The sequence below is a fragment of the Streptomyces sp. NPDC001020 genome (assembly GCF_053599115.1).
The window spans coordinates 1-21,727 of record NZ_JBSFLQ010000070.1; the positions used below are offsets into that span (position 1 = coordinate 1).

The following is a 21,727-nucleotide window of genomic DNA, read 5'->3' on the forward strand; positions in this document are numbered from 1 at the left end:
CTCGGACTCACCCGCGCAGGCAGCACCTGGACGATCAGCGCGGCCACCGCATAGACCGAGGGGCCGCCCGGCCTGCGGCCGGACAGCCCCTCAACAAGATCTTCATGAGTCTTCTAGAGCCGGTGAACCTTTCCGGTCACAGCACTAGGCGAAGACGACCGTCCGCCGTCCGTTCAGCAGGATGCGGCGCTCCGCATGCCACTTCACCGCGCGGGCCAGCGCCTGGCACTCCACATCCCGGCCGATCGCCACGAGCTGGTCCGGGGTCACGCCGTGGTTCACCCGCTCGACCTCCTGCTCGATGATCGGGCCCTCGTCGAGGTCGGCCGTGACGTAGTGCGCGGTGGCACCGATCAGCTTCACACCGCGCGCATGTGCCTGGTGGTAGGGCTTGGCACCCTTGAAGCTCGGCAGGAAGGAGTGGTGGATGTTGATGATCCGGCCGCTGAGCCGCTTGCACAGGTCGTCCGAGAGCACCTGCATATAGCGGGCGAGGACCACCAGTTCGACATCCAGTTCACGGACCAGCTCAAGCAGCCGGGCCTCGGCCTCCGGCTTGGTGTCCTTCGTCACCGGGATGTGATGGAAGGGGATGTTGTACGAGCCCACCAGCTCCGCGAAGTCGGTGTGGTTGGACACCACGGCCGCGATCTCGACGGGCAGCGCACCGATCCGGGCGCGGAAGAGGAGGTCGTTCAGGCAGTGGCCGAACTTGCTGACCATCAGGACGATGCGCATCTTCTCGTCGGCCCGGTGGATCTGCCAGTCCATCTGGAAGGAGTCACCGATCGCCGCGAAGCTCGCCCGCAGTTTGTCCACGGTCACCGGGGCCTCCGCGGAGAAGTGGACCCGCATGAAGAACAGTCCCGTGTCGTGGTCCCCGAACTGCTGGCTGTCCTCGATGTTGCAGCCGGTCATGAACAGATAGCTCGACACGGCGTGCACGATCCCCTGCTTGTCCGGGCAGGAGAGGGTGAGGACGTACTGGTCGGCCGGGGCCGAGGACCGGGTGGACAGCTCGTTCATGCACGCCAGGGTCTCACGTCGGCGGGGCCGCGCGGAGGGTCGTCCGCCACCCGGACGCGGGGTCCGGCCTGTCTACGCGGTCCGTGTGAGGATCCGCAGCACCTCGAGCGTGCGCGGCGGCGTGTCGGGGTCCTCGCCGTCGCTCATCGCGAGCCGTACATGCGCGTCGCGTGCCGCCCGCACCGCCTCCGGCCACCCTTGGTGGTCGAGGTAGGCCTGCACCGGCGCGTCCGGCCCGACCTGGTGCATGATCCGCAGCACGCGGAGGACGGCGGTGTCGACGAGGGCCGCCTCCTGCGAGTCGCGGAAGATCGTGCCGACGTATTTCTCGGCCGACCAGTTGTCCAGCCAGGTGTCCTCGACCAGGCGGTACACGGCGTCGGTGACGTCGCCGTAACCGTCGGCACCGGCCAGCCAGACGTCCCGCTGGAACACGGGGTCGGAGAGCATGTGCAGCGCGGAGCGCACATTGCTGCGCCAGCGCCACCACGGCATGTCGTTGAGTGGCATGCCGCCCATGGTGGATGAGCGACGGCCGCGACGGGAAGAGTTCTCCGAACCTTGCACGGTCACCGATCGTACGTTCCCTGCGAAATCCGGATCATCGGCCCCCTCAATTCACCTCTGCGTCATCTGCCGTTGCCCGCCGGTCGCACCACGGTTAGCAGTGTGACGGAATCGTGCGGGTCCATGATCGGCAGGCCACGCACCAGTTCCCCCACCCGCCCCCGTGTTCCGGGGCCCGTCCGCAGGGCAGCGGCTTCCCGCGTCAGGGCGGCCCTGCTGTCCGCGGGCGTCCTGGTGGCGTGCGCGTCGGTCGCCGGGTGCGGTGTCGTCCCCGGCATCACGGGGGGTTCCGGGGACGACACCGTGACTGTCATGACCTGGGCACCCGAGAGCACCTCCGCGACCAACAAGCCGGGCATGCCGGCGATGGCGAAGGCGTACGCCCGCTGGGTCAACGCGCACGGCGGTCTGCACGGCCGCAAGCTCAACGTCCTGACCTGCAACGACCACAACGACTACGTCGGCGCCGCAAAGTGTGCCCGCCTCGCCGCCAAGGAGAGGGTCGTCGCGGTCGTCGGTTCCTACAGCCAGTACGCGAGTTCCTCCCTGTCCCCGCTGGAGTCGGCCGGCATCCCCTACATCGGCGGCTACGGGCTCACCAAGTACGAGTTCGAGAGCGCCCTCTCCTACCCGGTCAACGGAGGCCAGCCCGCGCTGCTGGCCGGCCTCGGCGAGGAACTGGGCAGAAAATGCGGCCCCCTCGCGCTGGTGCGCCCCGACACCGTCACCGGCGACCAGCTCCCGATGCTGCTCGGCTCCGGGTTGGCGGGGGGCGGCCACACGGCGGCCCTCGACGTGCGCGCCGCCGAGGACGCCACCGCGCTCGACCAGCAGGCCCGGCAGGCGCTGGGGCGGGCGACCGCGGATCCGCTGCGGAAGGGGTGCGTGATTCCGGTGCTCGACGAGCGCACCGGCACCTTCATGGACTCCTTCCGGCGTCTGAGCGGCGCGTACCCGGCGGTGCGCATCGCCTCCGTGCTCGGCAGCGTGGACCAGTCGGTCATCGACGCGTCGGGGGGCGGGGCGGGGCCGTACGAAGGGGCGTACGTCACCGGCTGGTACCCGGAGGCGAGCGACACGCGCTGGGATCCGATGAGGAAGGCGATCCGCGAGGCAGCCTTCGGTGACAACCGGATCGACCCGACGGACGCCGGCGTGCAGACCACCTGGATCGCGTACACGGTCCTGAAGGAGGTCGTCGACTCGCTCGGCGACGGCGAGGTGTCCGCCCGCACGGTCCGCTCGGCGCTCGACAAGGGCATCGAGGTCGACACCGGCGGCCTCACCCCGACCCTGCGATGGCGGTTCCAGGACCTGACCGCGGCCGTCGACTACCCCCGCCTGGTCAACTCGGACGTGTCGTTCCAGGTGGTACGCGGCGGACGGCTGGTCGCGGCACGCAAGGACTTCGTGAACGTGTCGAAGACGCTGGAGAGCGCGTCCTCGGGGTGAGGCGTCACGGGGTGTGCGACGCCCGTCCGGCCGAGGGCCTCCGGGCGGCGCACACCGCCGGGCTCACAGCTGGGTCGGCTGGCGCTGGGTCAGGCCGTACTTTCGCGCGATGGCGTTCCACAGCGGCGCGGCCTGCGCCTTCTTCGCGCTTGCCGTGCCGCTGGCCCGGTCGCCCGCCGCGCGCTGGCTGTGGGCCCCCTTGCACTTCTTCTTGTGCGAGAGCTGGTTCGCCCAGGCGGCGTAGTGGTTGTCGGCGGACGCGGACGCCTGCCACGCGCTCTTGAGCGCGGTGGTCAGCTCACCGTGGTTGGGCAGCTTGTCGACCTGGAGCCCGGACAGCCGGGTGACCAGGTCGTTGCGCTGCTTGGCCGCGTTGTGCAGGTCGGTGGCCGCCTGGTCGAGGTTCCGGCAGGCCCCGACGTCGGCGACCGCCTTGATCACCGCGCCGCGGCTGTTGCCGCTGTCGGCGAGGAGCTTGTCGAGCGCGACAGCCTGCCCCTTGGCCGGGTCGACGGGCGCGGACGCCGACTTCGAGGGCTCCTCGGCCGGGGCGGTCGCCGCGACGGTCTTGTTGTCATTGTTCTTGCTGTCGCTGTCGCCACCCGCGCCGAGCAGGGCACCGGCTCCGATACCGACGACGGCGATGATCACGCCGACGGCCGCGATGAGCGGCACGCGTGACGGGGGACGGCCACCGCCACCGCCGCCGCGCCGCTCGGCCGCCCGACCCACGGGTGCGCCCGGCGCCTTCGCGACGTCGAACTGCGGCAGCTGCTGGGTGGACTCGGCGCCGCCCATGTCGTTGCGGAAGAGGTTGTCGAACTCGGCCGGCGTCTGCCGGTCACCGCCGGGTGCGCCCGACTGCGCCCCGTACGGCTCCGGACCCGGACCGCCAGGCGCCGGCGAGAGGTACTGGGTGGCCTGTTCGTCGGGGCCCGCAGCGGACGGCGCGGACCCGACGGGCTGCCCAAGGAACCGGGTCGCGTCGTCCGCGGGCACCGCGGGCGGCGGCCCTCCCGGCGCCACCGGCGGGATGTACTGGGTCGCCCCGTCATCGGCGGCGACGGGCGGTATGTACTGCGTGGCGCCCTCGTCGGCGGGCGGCAGAGGCCCGGCGTGCGGTACGGGTTGTGCGTGCTGGGGCGCCTGCTGTTTGTTCATGCCGTACGGAGACGCCGGCGCGCCCTCGGGCGGCAGCGGCCCGGCTCCGGAGCCCGCGGGCGCCTCAGGCGGCAGCGGCTGCCCCTGCGCGGCCTGCGGCTGCGATGCCGAGGTCCCGCCCCAGCCCGGCTGCGGGACGGCAGGCTCCCAGGACGGCTGTGTTCCCGTAGCCCCCCAGGTCGGCCCCGCTTCGGTGCCCCAGGTCTGGGTGGACGGCGCCTGGGCCGGCTGTCCCGGCCCCCACGGTCCGCCCCAGGCCTGGCCGCCCGCCGGGGCTGCATGACCGTCGGAGGGCAGCACGATGCCTTCGTGCGCGGGCCGCGCCGAGGGCTCCTCGCCCTGTCCACTCTGCGTCACCGGGACTCCTACGAACGGGGGACTTTCGGAATCGTCGGCTCACGCTACCGGGTCCCCCGAGCCACATGCCACGCCGGACAGGGCGTGATCGCCCCCTCGGGCACCGGCCGTAACAAAATCGCCGCTCAAGACGCTGTTCATGTCCCGCGTCCCGAAAAAGTGCGCGGCAGAGGAGTCGAGCGGCTCCGCGTGCGGGCCGACCGACTCCTGCCAACGCGACGGGGACGAACCGCCTTCCGCGCTACGACGATCCCACCCAGGACCGGGGCGGAGCCCCGTGACGGTGTCCCCGGCCCCGGGTCGGGTTCACGCCGCCGCCGTCAACTCCAGCCGCGCCCCGAACTCCCGCACCACCGTCTCGTCCCGGTACGGCTCCAACCGCTGGTGGAAGTCCTCCAGGTACTCGGCGCCGCGGTTGGAACGCAGCGTGCCGAGCAGTTCCACCGCCCTCAGGCCCGTGGCGCAGGCCTGTTCCACCTCGCGCTGTTGCACCTGCGCGGTGGCGAGCAGGACGAACCCGATCGCCCGGCGCCGGGCCCGGGACTCGGGATGTCCGGCGAGGGACTCCTCCGCGTACCGCGCCGCCTCCTCGGCCTGGCCCAAGTCCCGGTGACAGTGCGCCAGTTCGTCCGCCAGATACGCGTGGTCGAAGTGGGCGATCCACGCCGGGTCGTCCCCGGACGCCGCGTCGGCCGACTCCAGCGCCCTGACCGCACGGCCGGACGCGATCTGCGCGGCTCGCGCGTCTCCCATCAGCGCGTGCCCACGCGCCTCGGCGGCGCAGAACATCGCATCCGCCCGAGGGGTCACCCGCCCGCGCGCCCCCTCCTGCGCCGCACGCGCCAACTGTGCGATCTCCCGGGGGTTTCCGAGCTGCGCCGCGAGATGGCTCATGGAGGCGGCGAGGACGTACCCTCCGTACCCCCGGTCACCCGCCGCCTGCGCGAGGCGCAGCGACTGGATGTAGTACCGCTGGGCCAGCCCGGGCTGCCCGGTGTCGACGGCCATGTACCCGGCGAGCTCCGTCAACCGAGCTACGGCTGCGAAGAGTTCACGCCCCACGGCCTCCCGGTACGAGCCCGCCAGCAGCCCCGAGACGACGCTGTTCAGGTAGTGCACGACGACCGGACGCACATGCCCGCTGCCGTACTGGTGGTCCAGTTCGACCAGCGCCTGGGTCATCGCACGTACCGCCGCCACGTCCGAGGACCCCACCCGTGGCCCTGCGGAGCGCGCGACCTGTGCGTCCGGTGTGGAGATCAGCCAGTCGCGGCTCGGTTCGACGAGCGCCGACGCGGCGACCGACGAGCCGGACAGGAAGTCGCGGCGGCCGACGTCGCTGCGCCACAGCTCACAGACCTGCTCGATGGCGCCGAGCACCGTCGGCGAGAACTGCAGTCCCACGCCCGACGCGAGGTTCTTGCCGTTGGCCATGCCGATCTCGTCGATCGTGACCGTGCGCGCCAGCTTGCGGCCGAGCGCCTCCGCGATGACGGCCGGGGCCCGACCGCGTGGCTGCTGTCCGCGCAACCAACGGGCCACGGACGTCTTGTCGTAGCGCAGGTCGAGGCCGTGTTCCGCACCGCACATGTTGACCCGGCGGGCCAGCCCCGCGTTGGAGCAACCCGCTTCCTGAATGAGCGCCTGCAGTCGTTCGTTCGGCTGCCGCGCGACAAGAGGCCTTGCGGCCATGGCGTAACCCCCATATTCATGGCTCGGTTCGCCTCCAGGGCGTACCCCTTCGGCTCACTCGCCGTATGGCTGCGGTGCCTGCCCGTGCACCGAGTTGACGTGTCTTCATCCGTCGGCCCTTCCGGAACGTCCCTCTGTGCACCGAAAAGACCCGACCCGGAAGATCAATGCCCCGCGGACATACCGCTGATGCCAGACATGCCAGGATTGCCGGGGTAAAGACTGACGCCGTACCCCACACGTGGTTACCCAGCCCCTGTCGCCGATCCTCTTGCGCGCCCCCGCCCGTGCACCCGTGCGCCCCGACCATGGGGGCGGTGCTCCTCCCCGGCGCATGTGAGATAAAAGGGACATGCCCGCCATCCATTCCCGGGGCGGCAATGGCGACGGAGGGGACAGGCGTAACCCCCGGTGACAGCTGGAGTTGAGTTCATCGTGGAAGAGACCATCGCGGGGCCTGCAACTGCCCACATCCCGAAGCGGCGTGGCGATTCGATCCCGGAAGCTGCCGTGCGTTACGTCGAGGAGCGTCACTGGGACGTGTTCCCCGGCACCTGGCTGGAGGTCGCCGACGGGACGCAGCACTGCTCCTGCGGCGAGCCTGCGTGCCCGGCACCCGGCGCACACCCGGCGCACGGCGACTGGGCGACGCAGGCGACCGGCAGCGCGACCGTCGCGCGCGGTCTGTGGTCCGAGCGGCCGACCGCCTCGATCCTGCTGCCCGTGGGGCGTACGTTCGACGCGATCGACGTGCCGGAGACCGCCGGCCTCCTCGCCCTCGCGCGCATGGAACGCATGGGGCTGACGCTCGGACCGGTGATCCTCGCGCCGGACCGGCGCATGCAGTTCTTCGTGCTCCCCGGCGCGGCGGCCAAGGTCCCCCATCTGCTGCGGCAGTTGGGCTGGCCCCCCTCCTCCCTCGATCTGGTCGCCCTGGGCGAAGGCACGTACGTGGCCGCACCGCCCACGCGGTACGGGTCGCGAGGGGCCGCGCAGTGGGTCTGCCGGCCGACGTCCGAGAACCGCTGGCTGCCGGACGCGGAGGCGTTGATCTCATCCTTGGCCTATGCCTGCGCGCGGGATCGGTAGGCGCCGCGAGCTACGCCGTCGAGAACTGCCGATCGGCGGCCGTGAGTCGATTGTGGCTGGTCACGCCCACGCGTCGAGCCGTACGAGCGTTACCACCCTGTGCCCGTTACGGGTGCTCCTGCCCCCTAAGGTGTTCGTATGAACAAGGTTGGGGCGGGCACGGCCGCCGTACGGGTCCAGGGGCTGTGGAAGCGGTTCGGCGAACAGGTCGCCGTATCCGGGATCGATCTGGAGCTTCCCGCGGGGCGGTTCGTCGGACTCGTCGGCCCGAACGGAGCCGGGAAGACCACCACCCTTTCCATGGTCACGGGGCTGCTCCGGCCCGACCAGGGAACCGTCGAGATCGCCGGCCATGACGTGTGGCGCGACCCGGTCGCGGTGAAGGCCCGCATCGGCGTCCTGCCCGAGGGACTCCGGCTCTTCGAACGCCTCTCCGGGCGTGAACTCCTCGCGTACACAGGCAGACTGCGCGGGCTGCCCGGCGCCGAGGTCGACAAGCGGGCCACCCAGTTGCTCGACGTCCTCGATCTGGCCGGGGCTCAGCACAAGCTCGTCGTCGATTACTCGACCGGTATGCGCAAGAAGATCGGGCTGGCCGCCGCCCTTCTCCACAACCCCGAAGTCCTCTTCCTCGACGAGCCGTTCGAGGGGGTCGATCCGGTCTCCGCGCAGACCATCCGAGGCGTCCTGGAGCGGTACACCGCCTCCGGCGCCACCGTCGTCTTCTCCTCCCACGTCATGGAGCTGGTCGAGTCGCTGTGCGACTGGGTGGCGGTGATGGCCGCGGGGCGTATCCGCGCGCACGGCCCGCTCGCCGACGTCCGCGGTGATGCGCCCACCCTCCAGCAGGCGTTCCTGGAGCTGGTGGGCGCGGGCAGCCGCACCGCCGGGGCCGACCTCGACTGGCTCGGCGGCGGCGCCCGATGAGCAACGCCGGCCTCACCTCGACCGTCGTACGGCTGAAACTCTCCCTCCTGCGCAACGGACTGCGGCAGTCCACCGGACGGCGGGCCGCGTACATCACATCCGTCGTCTTCACGCTCCTGTTCGCCGCGCTGCAGTTGCTCGGACTGATCCTCCTGCGCGGCAACGCGCACGCCGGCACCATCGCGGTGCTGAGCACGGCGGTCCTGGCGCTCGGCTGGGCGGTGATGCCGCTGTTCTTCCCGAGCGGCGACGAGACGCTCGACCCCACCCGCCTGGTGATGCTGCCGTTGCGCCCTCAGCCCCTCGTACGGGCGCTGCTGACGGCGTCCCTGGTCGGTATCGGCCCGCTGTTCACACTGTGCCTGTTGGCGGGTTCGGTGATCTCCGTGGCGCACGGGGTGGCCGGTCATGTCACCGGCGTCGTCGCCGTCGTCCTCGCACTGCTGGTGTGCGTGGCGCTCGCGCGGACCGTCGCCGCCGCCAACATCCGGCTGCTGTCCAGCCGCAAGGGCCGTGATCTGGCCGTCCTGAGCGGCCTCGTCATCGCGGTCGGCGCGCAGGTGGTCAACTTCGGCGCGCAGCGCCTGGGTTCCGCCGGGCTGTCCCAGCTCGATCCGGCGTGGAAGGTACTTCGCTGGGTGCCGCCCGCCTCCGCCATCGACGCCGTCGACTCCGCGAGCCGTGGTTCCTACGGCGTCAGCGCCGCCCAGCTCGCGCTGAGCGTGGCGGCGCTGGCGGGTCTGCTGGCCCTGTGGTCGCGCAGCCTGACGAAGCTGATGACATCGCCGGACGAGTCCACGCTCCAGCCGACCGAGCCGGGGCCCCGCGAGCGCTCCTCGACGAACCTGTCCCGACTGCTGCCCACGGGCCGCACCGGCACGGTGATGGAACGCAGCCTGCGCTACATGTGGCGTGACCCCAAGACCAAGGCGGCCTGGGTGACCTCACTGGCGATCGGGATGATCGTGCCGGTCTTCAATGCCCTCCAGGGCACCGGCTCGGTCTACTTCGCCTGCTTCGCGGCGGGGATGCTCGGCATCCAGATGTACAACCAGTTCGGGCAGGACACGTCCGCGTTCTGGATGGTCGCGATGACGATCTCCTCCCCCCGGGACGCGTACGCGGAGCTGCGCGGCCGGGCGCTGGCGCTGCTACTGGTCACGGTGCCGTACGCCACCCTCGTCAGCGTCGTGACGACCGCGATCCTCGGCGCCTGGGCGAAGCTGCCCGAGACGCTCGGACTCTCCTTCGCACTGCTCGGCGCGATGCTGGCCACGGGCGCCTGGACCTCGGCCCGCTTCCCGTACTCGATACCGCAGGAGGGCTACAAGAACGTGGCCCCCGGACAGACCGGGATCGCCTGGATCTCCATCTTCGGCGGCATGGTCTCGGCATCCCTGCTGTCCGTACCGGTGATCGTGGCGATGATCTGGCTGAACGTCACCGCGGACGGCAGCGAGTGGACCTGGCTGCTGCTGCCTTTGGGCGCCGTCTACGGGGTGCTGATCCTCCTCCTCGGCCTTCGCCTCGCGGCACCACGCACGGCGCGGCGGCTGCCGGAGATCCTCACGGCGGTCAGCAAGGGCTAGTGCCACGGCGGTCACGGTGTGGGCAGCGAGTCCAGGAACGGTTCGATCGCCGCGCGCCATGCCTCCGGCTGGTCGTAGTGGACGAGGTGGCCGGCGTCGGCCACCTCCGCGTACCGGCCGTGCGGCAGGACGCGCACCATCTCCTGCGCCTCCGCCCGGCCCAGCTGGCCGTCGAGGCCACGCAGGACGAGGGCCGGGCACCGCACCTGTGCCAGTTCCTCCCAGTGCGCGTCGTACACCCAGGTCTCGCGGGACCTCAGCATCTGCTCCGGTTCGAAGACCGGCCGCCAGCCGTCCTCGGACTCGGCCATCACCTCGGCGTAGAACGCGCCGCGGGCCGGGTTCGGGCGCTCCACCCAAGGGTCGTCCTCGCCGAACCACTTCCGTACGTCGCCGAGTGTGGCGAAGGGGAGGGGCCAGGACGTGAACCAGTCCTCCCACTCGTGCTGCGAGGCGGCGCCCAGCGCTGAGGCGCGCATGTCGCAGATGATCAGGCCGCGCACCAGATCGGGGCGTTTGGCGGCGAGCTGCCAGGCCGTCAGGGCGCCCATGGCGTGGCCGATGAGGACGGCCGGGGCGAGGCCGAGCTGGTCGAGGGCGGCCTCGACGTCGTCCGTGTAGGCCTCTCGGGTGTACCTTCCCCCGGGCGGCTTGTCGCTCTGGCCATGGCCGCGCTGGTCCAGCGCGACGGCACGGTGTCGCTCGGAGAGCCAGCGGGCGGTGGACGCCCAGTGTGAGGCACGGCCCATGAGGCCGTGCAATAACAGCACGCCCGGCGCCCGCTCGGCCTCGCCGGCCTTGGGGGGATCGGCGAACTCCCACGCGGCGAGGCGTACGCCGCCCGCTCCGGTCACGTCGATGCGCCGCACCATCGTCCTGGAACCCCCCTGGCTCCGCTCGGCCCGCTCGCTTCCGCTTCAAGCGGCCGGCCCATGTCCTCGTCGTACTTGCCGCTGTCGTCACTGCTTGTGCCGGACGTTGCCGGTCACCACTGTCGCGGGTGGCCGCCACCGTCACAGCGCGCGGTCCGGTCGGACCGCGGCCTCACGCTATCGAATAGCCATTCGAGAGCGCTGCTTCCCACGACAACACCCCACCTTCGAGTGACCCTCCACGAGGATTGACCGTCGCCTCCGTGGGGAGATCTTCTGCGGGAGGCGGACCGCTCGGGGAAAACCGGTCCGAGGGGGATGACCCTGAGAGCTCGGGGCTCCGGGTCAGCACAGGGGAGGACAGGCCCCGGCGCCCGAGAGCGCCGGGGCCCTCCTCATGTCGGCGGCGCATCTTCCCGCCCCTTTCCCGGCCAGGTGACACCGCGGTCACCGTCCGCCCAAGAGCCCTCCGGTCATATGCCTCACGCGACAGCCTCGCACGGGAAGCACCCGGGTGCGCCGGTTCCGGAGACTGAATCTTGATTGCAGTAAGATCGCGGAATCATCACAACTTCCCCTGGAATCAGGACAGTTGAGGGGTGGCTCGAACCACTTCGGAGCAGTCAGGGCCGTACTGCCTCGAAGGTCACCACCGCGCGGACACGGGCCGGCCTCCGGAAATCAGGGCCGCGCCGGAAGAGACGAGTTCAGCGCTTGGCCACGAAGACGTGGGAGGCGATGTCCGCCTCCAGCTCGGCCGCCTCGCCGCCGCTGCCGACCAGGACACCGCCCGCGGCCTTCGTCACACTGACCACCGAGCCGGGCTGCACGCCCGCCCGCCGCAGCGTGTACATGAGCTGTGCGTCCGTCTGGATGGGCTCGCCGATACGCCGTACGACGACCGTCTTGCCGTCCGCGCCCGGATCCAGCTCCGCCAGCGACACCATGCCCTCGTCCAGGAACGGGGCCGCGCCGTCCCGCTCGCCCAGCTCGTCCAGGCCCGGGATCGGGTTCCCGTACGGCGACTCGGTGGGGTGACGCAGCAGCTCCAGGACGCGGCGCTCGACGGCCTCGCTCATCACGTGCTCCCAGCGGCACGCCTCGGCGTGCACCTGCTCCCACTCCAGTCCGATCACGTCGACCAGCAGGCACTCGGCCAGGCGGTGCTTGCGCATCACGCGGGTGGCGAGGCGGCGCCCCTCGTCCGTGAGCTCCAAGTGGCGGTCGGAGGCGACCGCCACCAGACCGTCGCGCTCCATCCGCGCCACCGTCTGGCTGACCGTCGGGCCGCTCTGGTCAAGCCGCTCCGCGATACGGGCGCGCATGGGGACCACACCTTCCTCCTCCAGCTCGAGGATGGTGCGGAGATACATCTCCGTGGTGTCGATCAATCCGGACATACGTGCCCCTCGATGAGATCTGCCGGAGGCTCGACGGCTCACCGGCGCGTGCGCTGGCCCTGGACTCAATTCTGACGCATCCCACTGACAACCGGGGCGCGAGCGACGGAGCCGGAAGGGTACGGACGGGGGCCACGGGTGTGGCGCCGACTCCCGGGCGGGGCCCGTCGGCCACCCCGCGCCGGACGCACCCCGCGAAGCTCTCGCGCCGGCCCCCGGGTCCCTCGGAGCTCGGGCGCAGGGGGCGTGCGGCCGGTATTGACATCGCAGTGGTCCAGACCGCACCGTGATCCGCGACACGGGCCGTCATGGGCGCCGGTGGGACCGAGACTTCGAAGGGGCATCGCCGATGAGCGAGGAGCCGAGAGGCGGGAACGAGCTGGCCGGCAGGTTCTTCGACGCGGCGATCGGGCTGCTGCGGCGCGTGCGGGACGAGGAAGCGAAGTCGATCACGGCGGCCGGCACCCTGATCGCGGACACCGTCGCCTCCGGCGGCCGGCTGTTCGCCTTCGGCGCCGGGCACTCGTCGCTGGCCGCGCAGGACCTCGTCTACCGCGCCGGTGGCCTCGCCCTGATGAACCTGCTCGCGGTTCCCGGCGTCGTCGGTGTCGACGTCATGCCGGCGACCCTGGGCTCGGCGCTGGAGCAGGTCGAGGGCCTGGCAGGCGCGGTCCTGGACACCAGCCCGCTCCGCTCCGGCGACCTCCTGGTGGTCATCTCCCTGTCCGGCCGCAACGCGCTCCCCGTGGAGTTGGCGATGAACGCCCGCGCGCTCGGCGTCAAGGTCATCGGGGTGACGTCGGTGGCCTACGCCTCCGAGACGACGTCGAGGCACGCCTCCGGCACGTACCTCAAGGACCACTGCGACATCGTCCTCGACTCGAAGGTCGCGGTGGGCGACGCGGAGCTCAGCCTCGACAGCGTCTCCGCGCCCTTCGCCCCCGCCTCCACCGTCGTCACCACGGCCCTGCTCCAGGCGGTCATGGCCACGGCCGCGGGCGCACTCGCCGACCGCGGCGTCGAACCACCGCTGCTGAGGTCGGGGAACGTCGACGGCGGCCACGAGTGGAACCGCCGGATCCTGCGGGAGTACGGCGACCGGATCTTCTGGCAGGCCTAGGGCACCCATAAGCGCTACACCCCCGGCGTCCCCGGCGTGTTCGGTGCCCCCTCCAGCCGGTCGGCCAGGTCCAGCGCGGCGGCGATCCGCACCGCCACGTCCTGCGCGTACATCGCGTCGGCCCGTTCGAAAGGGCTGCGCCCGGCACCCCGCAGAAACGTCACGACGCCGAGCGTCCGGCCCCGGCTGCGCAGCACCACGCACAGCGCGTGCACCGCGTCCGCGGGCCACTGCCGGGCGAGCGTCCACTGGCGCGCCCGCTCCGGGTCGACGGCGCCCGCTGCGGCCCGGACGGACCCGACGCGCTCCACGCACTGCAGGGCCGGGTGCCCCTCGCCGTAGGGCACGGGCAGTCCCGCCTCCCCGGTGAGCGCGCTCGGCCCCGGCCCGCCCGCCGGCGTCTCGGCGACCCGTACCAGGCGCACCGGCCCGTGTCCGTCCGCCACCGAACCCCCGATCACCCGGTCGATCAGCGCGTGGTCGGCGAACCCGGCGAGCGCGAAGTCCAGTTGGACGGTGGCCGCCTCCCGCGGGTCCTCGCATTCGGCGGCGGTCCGCGCGGCGCGGTGCAACTGGTTGGCACGGAAACGCAGCAGCGCCGCCTCCTGCTCTCCCCGCTTGGCCTCGGTGACGTCCTCGAACAACCACCCCACCCCCAGCGGAACCGGTTCTTCCGTAAGTGGGGAGGCCAGCCGCAGGAAGCCGCTGCGCCAGCACCGCCGCTCCTCACCCTCGGCGGTCCGCACACTCACCCACATCTCGGCGGGAGCGGGCGGGGCGCCCTCGGCGAGCACATGGGTCAGCGCGCTCTCCAGTTCCTCGACCCCCTGGGCGAGCAGATCACCGAGGGGCCGTCCGAGCATGGCCGTACGCCCGGCGCCGAACGCGCGGGCCGCGTGGGCGTTGACGACGGCGGGCCGCAGATCGACGTCCACGAGCACCACACCCCAGCTCGCGTCCTCGAACAGGGCCTCGCTCAGCGCGATGGACCGTTCGAGGTCGATCTGCGTGTGAACCTCGCTGAAGGCGCAGTAGACCCCGGCGGGCCGCCCGCCCGGCCCCCGCACCGCCGCCGACTGGATCCGTACGAGCACCCGCCCGCCGTCCTTGGTGAGCAGCGCGAACTCGTGCACATGACGCCCGGGGGACTCCATCGCGGACATCAGCCGCGCCTCGACCTCCGCGGCGTCGGCGGTCCGCACGGCCCATCCGGCGAACCCACGCCGCCCCACGGCCTGGGTGGCCGACCAGCCGAGGATCCGCTCGGCCTCCCGGTTCCAGTGGGTCACGACCCCGTCGGCGTCGAAGGCGCACAAGGCCGCGTCCATCCCGTCGAGGAGCGCGGCGAGAAGATCCGAGCCGTCCCGCTCGGGCTCACCCGGACCCCGCTCGTCCGTGGTCCCCCTATGCCGGGAAGTACTCACCTGAACCCCCTGCAGGCTGTTACGTCCGCACGTACAGCGCGTTAGCTCATTCGCCATCATTCAACTCGAACGTGACGCAGCCCACATCTGCTTCGCGAAAGTTTGGAGTGAAATCCTCACATCCAGCCGTCCCCGCCCCACGGACCCGGCAGCGACCTGGGGCTTCCGGTTCGAGGAATCGGACGGTTGCCGCAGCGGGCGACCGACCCGGGGGACACCGCTGCGCCATACGGCCTGAAGCGCGGCCTGTCACTCTCTCGAAAATCCGGTTGATCGAGCCCCGAGCGGTTCCTAGGCTCTTGTTCACAGCGAAAGGAGGTGGTTCGGCGAATGTATGAAAACCGGACAGCTGAGGTGGCTGCGGGCTAGCGGCCCGCCGTCGTACTCACTTCGGCGCCGGACCAGCGCGTGCCAGTTGCGCGCAGCCGGCCAATCCAACGCAGTCACCCGACCCGCGAGCTCGCCGGTACGTCCGGCCGGCTTCTCCGCCAGCAGGCGGAGGGACCCGAGCTCGCGGGTCGTCCGCGTGTACGGGCGGCCGCACCGCATGTTCAGGGGCTGAGGCGTTCCACCCGCCATGTCCCGTCAGGCTCGGCGACATAGCGCAGCCGGTCGTGGAGGCGGTTCTCGCGGCCCTGCCAGAACTCGACCGTGCTCGGGGCGATACGGAAACCGCCCCAGTGCGGCGGGACCGGGACCTGGGAGCCCTCGGGGTAGCGGGCGCTCAGCTCCTCGTACGCCGTATCGAGTCCGGTACGGGAGTGGATGACCGAGGACTGGGCGCTGGCCCACGCGCCCAACTGGGAGCCGTGCGGGCGTGTGCGGAAGTAGGCGGCCGTCTCGTCGCGGCCGGTGCGGCGCGCCGTGCCGGTGACGACCACCTGGCGGGCGATCGGGTGCCAGGGGAAGAGCAGCGCGATGTGGGGGTTGACCGCCAGCTCGCGCGCCTTGCGGGAGCCGTAGTTGGTGTAGAAGACGAACCCTTGTTCGTCGTACTGCTTCATGAGGACCGTGCGTGAGCTGGGGCGTCCGTCCTCGTCAGCCGTGGAGACGACCATCGCGTTCGGCTCGTAGATCATCCCCTGCACGGCGGCCTGTGCGGCCTGCCTGAACCATCGGGCGAACTGGTCCATGGGGTGGGCGGCGAGCGACGACTCGTCGAGTCCTTCGGCGCGGTAGTGCAGCCGCATCTCGGCGGGGTCGGAGACCAGGTCCTCGATGGGGCCCCTGGCCGCCCGTTCGACGATGGGTTCCAGTGGCTTGTCCGCGGCAGCGGGTTCAAAACCGCGTCCAGCCGCGGGTTCGGGTGCGGGTTCGTCCGGGAAGCGGTCGGTCACGCGGTCATCTTGCCGTATGGGGCCGACCACTCGGTGAGTGTGGTTCATCACTGCGTGGCACCGAGTGCCGCATGCTCTCCCCAAAGGTGGCACTCGGGGATATCGTGCTGATGCCGCTCGGGTCGGATGACCGACGACCGATCGGGGCATCACCGGAGTACCGTTTCGGACCGCGCATTTGCGAGAACGACCGCGAATGACCATGGACCCCACATCACGAGGAGCCGCCTGATGTCCGACTTCGTACCCGGGCTCGAGGGAGTCGTCGCGTTCGAGACGGAGATCGCCGAGCCGGACAAGGAAGGCGGCGCCCTGCGGTACCGGGGCGTCGACATCGAGGAACTGGTCGGCCACGTCTCGTTCGGCAACGTCTGGGGGCTGCTCGTCGACGGCTCCTTCAACCCCGGGCTACCGCCCGCCGAACCCTTCCCGATCCCGGTGCACTCGGGTGACATCCGCGTGGACGTGCAGTCGGCGCTCGCCATGCTCGCACCGGTGTGGGGGCTCAAGCCGCTCCTGGACATCGACGCCGGACAGGCCCGCGACGACCTGGCCCGCGCCGCCGTGATGGCGCTGTCGTACGTCGCCCAGTCGGCGCGTGGCCAGGGCCTGCCGATGGTGCCGCAGCGCGAGATCGACAAGGCGCACTCCATCGTCGAGCGGTTCATGATCCGCTGGCGCGGCGAGCCGGATCCCAAGCACGTCGCGGCCGTGGACGCCTACTGGACGTCGGCCGCCGAGCACGGCATGAACGCCTCCACGTTCACGGCCCGCGTCATCGCGTCCACCGGCGCCGACGTGGCCGCCGCATTGTCCGGCGCCGTGGGCGCGATGTCCGGGCCGCTGCACGGTGGTGCGCCCTCCCGTGTCCTCGGCATGATCGAGGAGATCGAGCGCACCGGTGACGCGGAAGCGTATGTGAAGCAGGCCCTCGACAGGGGCGAGCGGCTGATGGGTTTCGGCCACCGGGTGTACCGGGCAGAGGACCCGCGGGCGCGGGTGCTGCGCCGGACCGCCCGGGAGCTGGGCGCGCCCCGCTTCGAGGTGGCCGAGGCACTGGAGAAGGCGGCTCTGGAGGAGCTGCACAACCGCCGCCCCGACCGCGTCCTCGCCACGAACGTCGAGTTCTGGGCGGCGATCATGCTCGACTTCGCCGAGGTCCCGGCGCACATGTTCACGTCGATGTTCACCTGTGCCCGTACGGCCGGCTGGTCCGCGCACATCCTGGAACAGAAGCGCACCGGCAGGCTGGTGCGCCCGTCCGCGCGTTATGTGGGCCCGGGCCCGCGCAGCCCCCGGGAGATCGAGGGATACGCGGACATCTCTCGCTGAGGGCCGTCCCGTAGGACCCGCTGGTGCCCACAAGTAGCCGCTAACGCTCCGGGCCTGGGCCCAGCGCGTGTTCCAGCAGCAGGGCCCACTGCGTCACCACCCGCTCCCGGCGGCCGGCGTCGTCGGTGAGGAGGTTCGCCAGGCCCAGGCCGCGGGCCATGTCCAGCAGGCCCTGGACCGTCTCGCGCACGCCAGGGCGGGACTCGTCGGCGCCGAGGAGGTCGACGGCGATGCGGTGGGTCTCGCGGCCGACGCGGGCCTCCAGCTCCGTCACGCGCGGGCGCAGTTGGTCCTCGTTGGAGGCGGCGACCCACAGGTGCAGGGCCGCGCGGAACAGCGGCCCGGTGTACAGGTCCACGAGGGCCGCGACCACCGCCCGGCGGTCGGCGGCGCCCTGCGGGAACAGCGCCCGTATCGCCGTGGAGCGCTCCTCGGCGACGTACTCGACGGCCGCCGTGAACAGGTCCTCGCGGGTGGGGAAGTGGTGCTGGGCGGCGCCCCGGGAGACCCCCGCGCGTTCGGCGACGACCAGGACCGTGGAGCCCGCCCAGCCGTGTTCGGCGAGGCAGGCCACGGCGGCCTCCAGGAGCCGCTGCCGGGTCGCCCGGCTACGGTCCTGTTTGGGAACACGTTCGACCGTGTTCACACCACCCATGCGGGGTCCCGTCGTTCGAGGAAGGCCGTCATCCCCTCGCGGGCCTGCGGGGAGGAGAACAGCCGGGCCGAGAGCGCGGTGAGGTCGGCCGCGTCCCGGTCGAAGGTCTCCAGCACACTAGCGGTGAGCAGTCGTTTGGTCTCGGCCAGGCCCTGGGGTGAGGCCCGGCGCAGCCCGTCGAGCACCGGCGCGAGCACCGCGTCGACGTCCTCGCCCGCGGCCGTGAGCAGCCCGGTGCGTACGGCCTCGGCGGCGTCGAGGCGTTCGCCGGTGAGGTAGTAGCGGGCGAGGGCGCGGGGGTCGGTGCGCGGCAGCAGCGGCAGGGAGATGACGGCGGGGGCGACGCCGATGCGTACCTCCGTGAAGGCGAAGGTGGCGTCGGTGGAGGCGGCGGCGATGTCGCAGGCGCCCAGCAGTCCCAGGCCGCCCGCCCGCACATGCCCCCGCACCCGGGCGACGACGGGTTTGGGCAGCTCGATGATCTGCCGCAGCAGCCCGACCAGTGCTTCCGGCGGCGGAGGGTTGCGCAGGTCGGCACCCGCGCAGAAGGTGTTCCCGGTGTGGGTGAGGACGACGGCGCGGGTGTCGCGGTCCGTGCCGCGGCGGGTCAGCTCCTCGGCTAGGTCGCCGACGAGCGCGGCCGACAGGGCGTTGCGGTTGCCGGGCGAGTCGAGGGTGAGGGTGCTGACGCCGCGGTCGTGCGCGGTGCGGACGAGACCGGTCATGGCCGATTCCTCAGCTCCCTGCGGAGGATCTTCCCGGAGGCGGCCCGCGGCACCCCGTCGATGAAGGTGACCTTCCGGACGCGCTTGTAGGGGGCGACGCGTTCGGCGACGTAGCTCATGACCTCCTCTTCGGTGAGGTCGTCCGCGTCCGGTCCGCGCACCAGGAAGGCGTGCGGGACCTCGTTGTGGTCTTCGTGGACGCCGATGACGGCGGCATCCGCGATCTTCGGGTGGGTCAGCAGCAGGGCCTCCAGTTCGGCGGGGGCCACCTGGAAACCCTTGTACTTGATGAGTTCCTTGACGCGGTCGACGACGAACAGCCAGCCGTCGGCGTCGACGCGGCCGACATCCCCGGTGTGCAGCCAGCCGTCCTGGTCGATCAGCGCGTCGGTCGCCTCGGGCTGTCCCAGGTAGCCCTTCATCACCTGGGGGCCCCGGATGGCGATCTCGCCGGCCTCGCCCACACCGAGGTCCTTGTCGGGGTCGTCGAGGGAGAGGATGCGCATCTCGGTGCCCGCGATGAGCTTGCCGACCGTCCCCGGTGGCGGGTCAGATACGCCCAGGGGGACGACGTGCGTGCCGGGTGACAGTTCCGTCATGCCGTAGGCCTGGCCGATCGACGGCAGCCCGAGCCTGAGGGAGCAGGCCGCCGCCAGGTCCGCGTCCAGGGGCGCGGCGGCGCAGGTGACGTGCTTCAGGGACGACAGGTCGTACCCGTCGACGGCGGGGTGCTTGGCGAGGGCGAGGACGATCGGCGGGGCGACGTACAGCGTCGTGATGCGGTGCTTCTCGATGGCGGCCAGGAACGTCTCCAGGTCGAAGCGGGGCAGCACGACGACCGTGGCGCCCAGCCTGAGGGGCGCGTTCATCAGGGCGGTCAGCCCGTAGATGTGGAAGAACGGCAGGACGGCGAGGACACGGTCACCGGGGGCGGCCGGCACCAGAGGTTCGAGCTGGGCGAGGTTCGTGGCGATCGAGCGGTGGGTGAGCATCACGCCCTTGGGGATGCCCGTCGTCCCCGACGAGTACGGGAGCGCGGCGATGTCCTCGGCGGGGTCGATGCGGACCTCGGGTTCGGGCGCGTTCGTGGCCAGCATGTCGAGCAGGGAGCGGTGGCCGGGCGCCCTGTCGCACACGAAGATCTCCCGTATGCCGCCCGCGCGTTCGGCGGCCGTGCGCGCCGTCTCCAGGAACGGTGACACGGTGACGATCCAGCGGGCGTCCGAGTCGCGTAGCTGCCGCGCGAACTCGTCCGCCGTGGCGAGGGGGTGCACGGTCGTGACCGACGCGCCCGCGCGCGTGGCGCCGTAGAAGGCGATCGGATAGGCGATCGTGTTGGCGCTGTGCAGGGCGAGCACGTCGCCCTTGCGTACGCCCGCCTCGGCGAAGGCGGCGGCCAGCTGCCGGTGGAACCGGTCGACTTGCGCGTACGTGAGAGTGGTGCCGTCCACGCCGTCGATCAGGGCGGGCAGCTCACCGTATGCGGCGGCCCGGCTCAGGACCGCCTCGTGGATGGGAAGGTCGACGGCCGGGACGTCTGCGTACTGGCTGCGGAACACGGTTCCTCCTCGTACGACTGCACGGATCTGCACGGTCCTGCACGGTCCTGCACGGCTCTGTACGGCAGTTGAGGACTAGTAGGACTTCGGCAGGCCCAGGGTCTGGTGGGAGACGTAGTTGAGGATCATCTCCCGGCTCACCGGCGCGATACGAGCCACGCGTGAGGCCGTGACGAGGGAGGCGAGTCCGAACTCCCGGGTGAGGCCGTTGCCGCCGAGGGTGTGCACGGCCTGGTCCACGGCTTTCACACAGGCCTCCCCGGCGGCGTACTTGGCCATGTTGGCGGCCTCTCCGGCGGCCATGTCGTCCCCGGAGTCGTACAGGAAGGCGGCCTTCTGCATCATCAGGCGGGCCAGTTCGAGGTCGATGTGGGCCTGCGCGAGGGGGTGCGCTATCGCCTGGTGGGCGCCGATCGGCTGCTTCCAGACGGTACGGTCGCGCGCGTACTCGACGGCCCGGGACAGCGCATAGCGGCCCATGCCGATCGCGAACGCGGCGGTCATGACGCGCTCGGGGTTGAGGCCCGCGAAGAGCTGGAGCAGTCCCGCGTCCTCTTCGCCCACAAGTGCGTCGGCGGGCAGCCGCACCTCGTCCAGGGTCAGCTCGAACTGCTTCTCCGCGCCGCTCAGTTCCATGTCGATCCGCCGTCGCCCGAAGCCCGGCGCGTCCCGGGGGACGATGAACAGGCAGGGCTTGAGCTTTCCGGTGCGAGCGTCTTCGGTGCGGCCGACGATCAGGGTCGCGTCGGCGATGTCGACGCCGGAGACGAACACCTTGCGGCCGCTGAGGACCCAGTTGTCGCCATCGCGGTGCGCGGTGGTGGTGATGCGGTGGGAGTTGGATCCGGCGTCGGGTTCGGTGATGCCGAAGGCCATGGTCCGGGTGCCGTCCGCGAGGCCCGGCAGCCACGCCTGTTTCTGTGCGGGGGTACCGAAGCGGGCGATGACCGTGCCGCAGATCGCGGGTGACACGACGAGCATCAGGAGCGGGCAGCCTGCCGCCCCCAACTCCTCGAGGACCATGGAGAGTTCCACGATGCCGCCGCCTCCGCCGCCGTACTCCTCGGGCAGGTTCACCCCGAGGTAGCCCAGCTTGGCCGCCTCCGACCAGAGTTCGGTGGGGTGGCGGTTCTCGGCGATGACCGTGGTGAGGTAGTCGCGGCCGTAGCGCTTGCCGAGGGCGGCGACGGCGGCACGGAGGGCCTGGTGTTCTTCGGTCTCGATGACGGGGCTCATGTCGGTCTCCCGGGTTCGAGTTGTCGGTGTGGTTGCTCGCGCTCACGCGGCCGCCCAAGGCCGCATATGGATGTGGGCCCGCGCCCCTGAGGGGGCGCGGCCTTACGACCTGGGGGGCAATAGGGAGCGGCGTCGCGACGCCCGGCACGGCCGCTCGCGGCGTTGCCGAAATGTCCTAGTAGCTCCGCTACGAGGACCTTCCGGCGC

General features: G+C 71.3%; 19 protein-coding genes. 6 read left to right on the plus strand and 13 right to left on the minus strand.

The window, feature by feature from the left end:
* Positions 1 to 144 precede the first annotated feature (144 nt).
* The 3 genes from purU to ACWDEX_RS35740 form a co-directional block, all read right to left on the minus strand.
* Positions 145 to 1,026 carry a formyltetrahydrofolate deformylase gene (purU, locus tag ACWDEX_RS35730; protein WP_450468630.1) on the minus strand — a complete coding sequence of 294 codons (882 nt, stop codon included), beginning with the start codon at positions 1,024 to 1,026 and terminating at the stop codon, positions 145 to 147.
* 72 nt (positions 1,027 to 1,098) lie between these two features.
* Positions 1,099 to 1,599, minus strand: coding sequence for an SCO4402 family protein (locus tag ACWDEX_RS35735; RefSeq protein WP_450468631.1), 501 nt, complete (start codon positions 1,597 to 1,599; stop codon positions 1,099 to 1,101).
* Positions 1,600 to 1,655: 56 nt separating this feature from the next.
* Positions 1,656 to 1,907 (minus strand): hypothetical protein, encoded by a 252-nt coding sequence (locus tag ACWDEX_RS35740; RefSeq protein WP_450468632.1) that lies wholly within the window; start codon positions 1,905 to 1,907, stop codon positions 1,656 to 1,658.
* Between ACWDEX_RS35740 and ACWDEX_RS35745 the strand changes: the two genes are divergently transcribed.
* Positions 1,906 to 3,045, plus strand: a complete 1,140-nt coding sequence (locus ACWDEX_RS35745; protein WP_450468633.1) for an ABC transporter substrate-binding protein — start codon at positions 1,906 to 1,908, stop codon at positions 3,043 to 3,045. The genes ACWDEX_RS35740 and ACWDEX_RS35745 overlap by 2 nt on opposite strands.
* A 63-nt stretch (positions 3,046 to 3,108) precedes the next feature.
* Here the strand turns inward: ACWDEX_RS35745 and ACWDEX_RS35750 are convergent, their stop codons facing one another.
* Positions 3,109 to 4,563 (minus strand): hypothetical protein, encoded by a 1,455-nt coding sequence (locus tag ACWDEX_RS35750; RefSeq protein ID WP_450468634.1) that lies wholly within the window; start codon positions 4,561 to 4,563, stop codon positions 3,109 to 3,111.
* Positions 4,564 to 4,869: 306 nt separating this feature from the next.
* Positions 4,870 to 6,255 carry a transcriptional regulator gene (locus ACWDEX_RS35755; protein ID WP_450468635.1) on the minus strand — a complete coding sequence of 462 codons (1,386 nt, stop codon included), beginning with the start codon at positions 6,253 to 6,255 and terminating at the stop codon, positions 4,870 to 4,872.
* Positions 6,256 to 6,690: 435 nt separating this feature from the next.
* Here ACWDEX_RS35755 and ACWDEX_RS35760 point away from each other — a divergent pair, with 435 nt between their 5' ends.
* From ACWDEX_RS35760 to ACWDEX_RS35770, 3 genes are all read left to right on the plus strand, one after another.
* Positions 6,691 to 7,344 (plus strand): bifunctional DNA primase/polymerase, encoded by a 654-nt coding sequence (locus ACWDEX_RS35760; protein WP_450468636.1) that lies wholly within the window; start codon positions 6,691 to 6,693, stop codon positions 7,342 to 7,344.
* Between the two features lie 138 nt (positions 7,345 to 7,482).
* Entirely contained in the window at positions 7,483 to 8,271 is a 789-nt protein-coding gene (locus tag ACWDEX_RS35765; RefSeq protein ID WP_450468637.1) for an ABC transporter ATP-binding protein, read from the plus strand.
* On the plus strand, positions 8,268 to 9,860 hold the full coding sequence (locus tag ACWDEX_RS35770) for a transporter (RefSeq protein ID WP_450468638.1): 1,593 nt from the start codon (positions 8,268 to 8,270) through the stop codon (positions 9,858 to 9,860). The genes ACWDEX_RS35765 and ACWDEX_RS35770 overlap by 4 nt, the downstream gene beginning before the upstream one ends.
* An 11-nt stretch (positions 9,861 to 9,871) precedes the next feature.
* Here the strand turns inward: ACWDEX_RS35770 and ACWDEX_RS35775 are convergent, their stop codons facing one another.
* Together ACWDEX_RS35775 and ACWDEX_RS35780 are read right to left on the minus strand one after the other, a co-directional pair.
* A complete protein-coding gene (locus ACWDEX_RS35775; RefSeq protein WP_450468639.1) occupies positions 9,872 to 10,732 on the minus strand; it encodes an alpha/beta fold hydrolase in 861 nt (286 codons plus the stop codon).
* A gap of 707 nt (positions 10,733 to 11,439) precedes the next feature.
* Complete coding sequence (locus tag ACWDEX_RS35780) at positions 11,440 to 12,132, minus strand: metal-dependent transcriptional regulator (protein ID WP_450468640.1); 693 nt, start codon at positions 12,130 to 12,132, stop codon at positions 11,440 to 11,442.
* Between the two features lie 349 nt (positions 12,133 to 12,481).
* Here ACWDEX_RS35780 and ACWDEX_RS35785 point away from each other — a divergent pair, with 349 nt between their 5' ends.
* Entirely contained in the window at positions 12,482 to 13,252 is a 771-nt protein-coding gene (locus ACWDEX_RS35785; protein WP_450468642.1) for an SIS domain-containing protein, read from the plus strand.
* Positions 13,253 to 13,266: 14 nt separating this feature from the next.
* Here ACWDEX_RS35785 and ACWDEX_RS35790 read toward each other — a convergent pair whose 3' ends face one another.
* Entirely contained in the window at positions 13,267 to 14,676 is a 1,410-nt protein-coding gene (locus ACWDEX_RS35790; RefSeq protein ID WP_450468644.1) for a PAS domain-containing protein, read from the minus strand.
* A 551-nt stretch (positions 14,677 to 15,227) separates the two neighbouring features.
* Positions 15,228 to 15,866, minus strand: coding sequence for a pyridoxamine 5'-phosphate oxidase (gene pdxH / locus ACWDEX_RS35795; RefSeq protein WP_450468654.1), 639 nt, complete (start codon positions 15,864 to 15,866; stop codon positions 15,228 to 15,230).
* A 378-nt stretch (positions 15,867 to 16,244) separates the two neighbouring features.
* Between pdxH and ACWDEX_RS35800 the strand changes: the two genes are divergently transcribed.
* Positions 16,245 to 17,345, plus strand: coding sequence for a citrate synthase 2 (locus ACWDEX_RS35800; protein ID WP_450468646.1), 1,101 nt, complete (start codon positions 16,245 to 16,247; stop codon positions 17,343 to 17,345).
* Positions 17,346 to 17,385: 40 nt separating this feature from the next.
* Here the strand turns inward: ACWDEX_RS35800 and ACWDEX_RS35805 are convergent, their stop codons facing one another.
* The 4 genes from ACWDEX_RS35805 to ACWDEX_RS35820 all read right to left on the minus strand — a co-directional run bounded on the left by ACWDEX_RS35805 (position 17,386) and on the right by ACWDEX_RS35820 (position 21,520).
* Positions 17,386 to 18,000 carry a TetR/AcrR family transcriptional regulator gene (locus tag ACWDEX_RS35805; RefSeq protein WP_450468648.1) on the minus strand — a complete coding sequence of 205 codons (615 nt, stop codon included), beginning with the start codon at positions 17,998 to 18,000 and terminating at the stop codon, positions 17,386 to 17,388.
* On the minus strand, positions 17,988 to 18,725 hold the full coding sequence (locus ACWDEX_RS35810) for an enoyl-CoA hydratase family protein (protein WP_450468649.1): 738 nt from the start codon (positions 18,723 to 18,725) through the stop codon (positions 17,988 to 17,990). The genes ACWDEX_RS35805 and ACWDEX_RS35810 overlap by 13 nt, the downstream gene beginning before the upstream one ends.
* Positions 18,722 to 20,284 (minus strand): 4-coumarate--CoA ligase family protein, encoded by a 1,563-nt coding sequence (locus tag ACWDEX_RS35815; RefSeq protein ID WP_450468650.1) that lies wholly within the window; start codon positions 20,282 to 20,284, stop codon positions 18,722 to 18,724. Before ACWDEX_RS35815 ends, ACWDEX_RS35810 begins: the two co-directional genes overlap by 4 nt.
* 75 nt (positions 20,285 to 20,359) lie before the next feature.
* The gene (locus ACWDEX_RS35820; RefSeq protein ID WP_450468652.1) at positions 20,360 to 21,520 is read right to left on the minus strand and encodes an acyl-CoA dehydrogenase family protein; all 1,161 of its coding nucleotides are present in this window, start codon (positions 21,518 to 21,520) and stop codon (positions 20,360 to 20,362) included.
* Positions 21,521 to 21,727 lie beyond the last annotated feature (207 nt).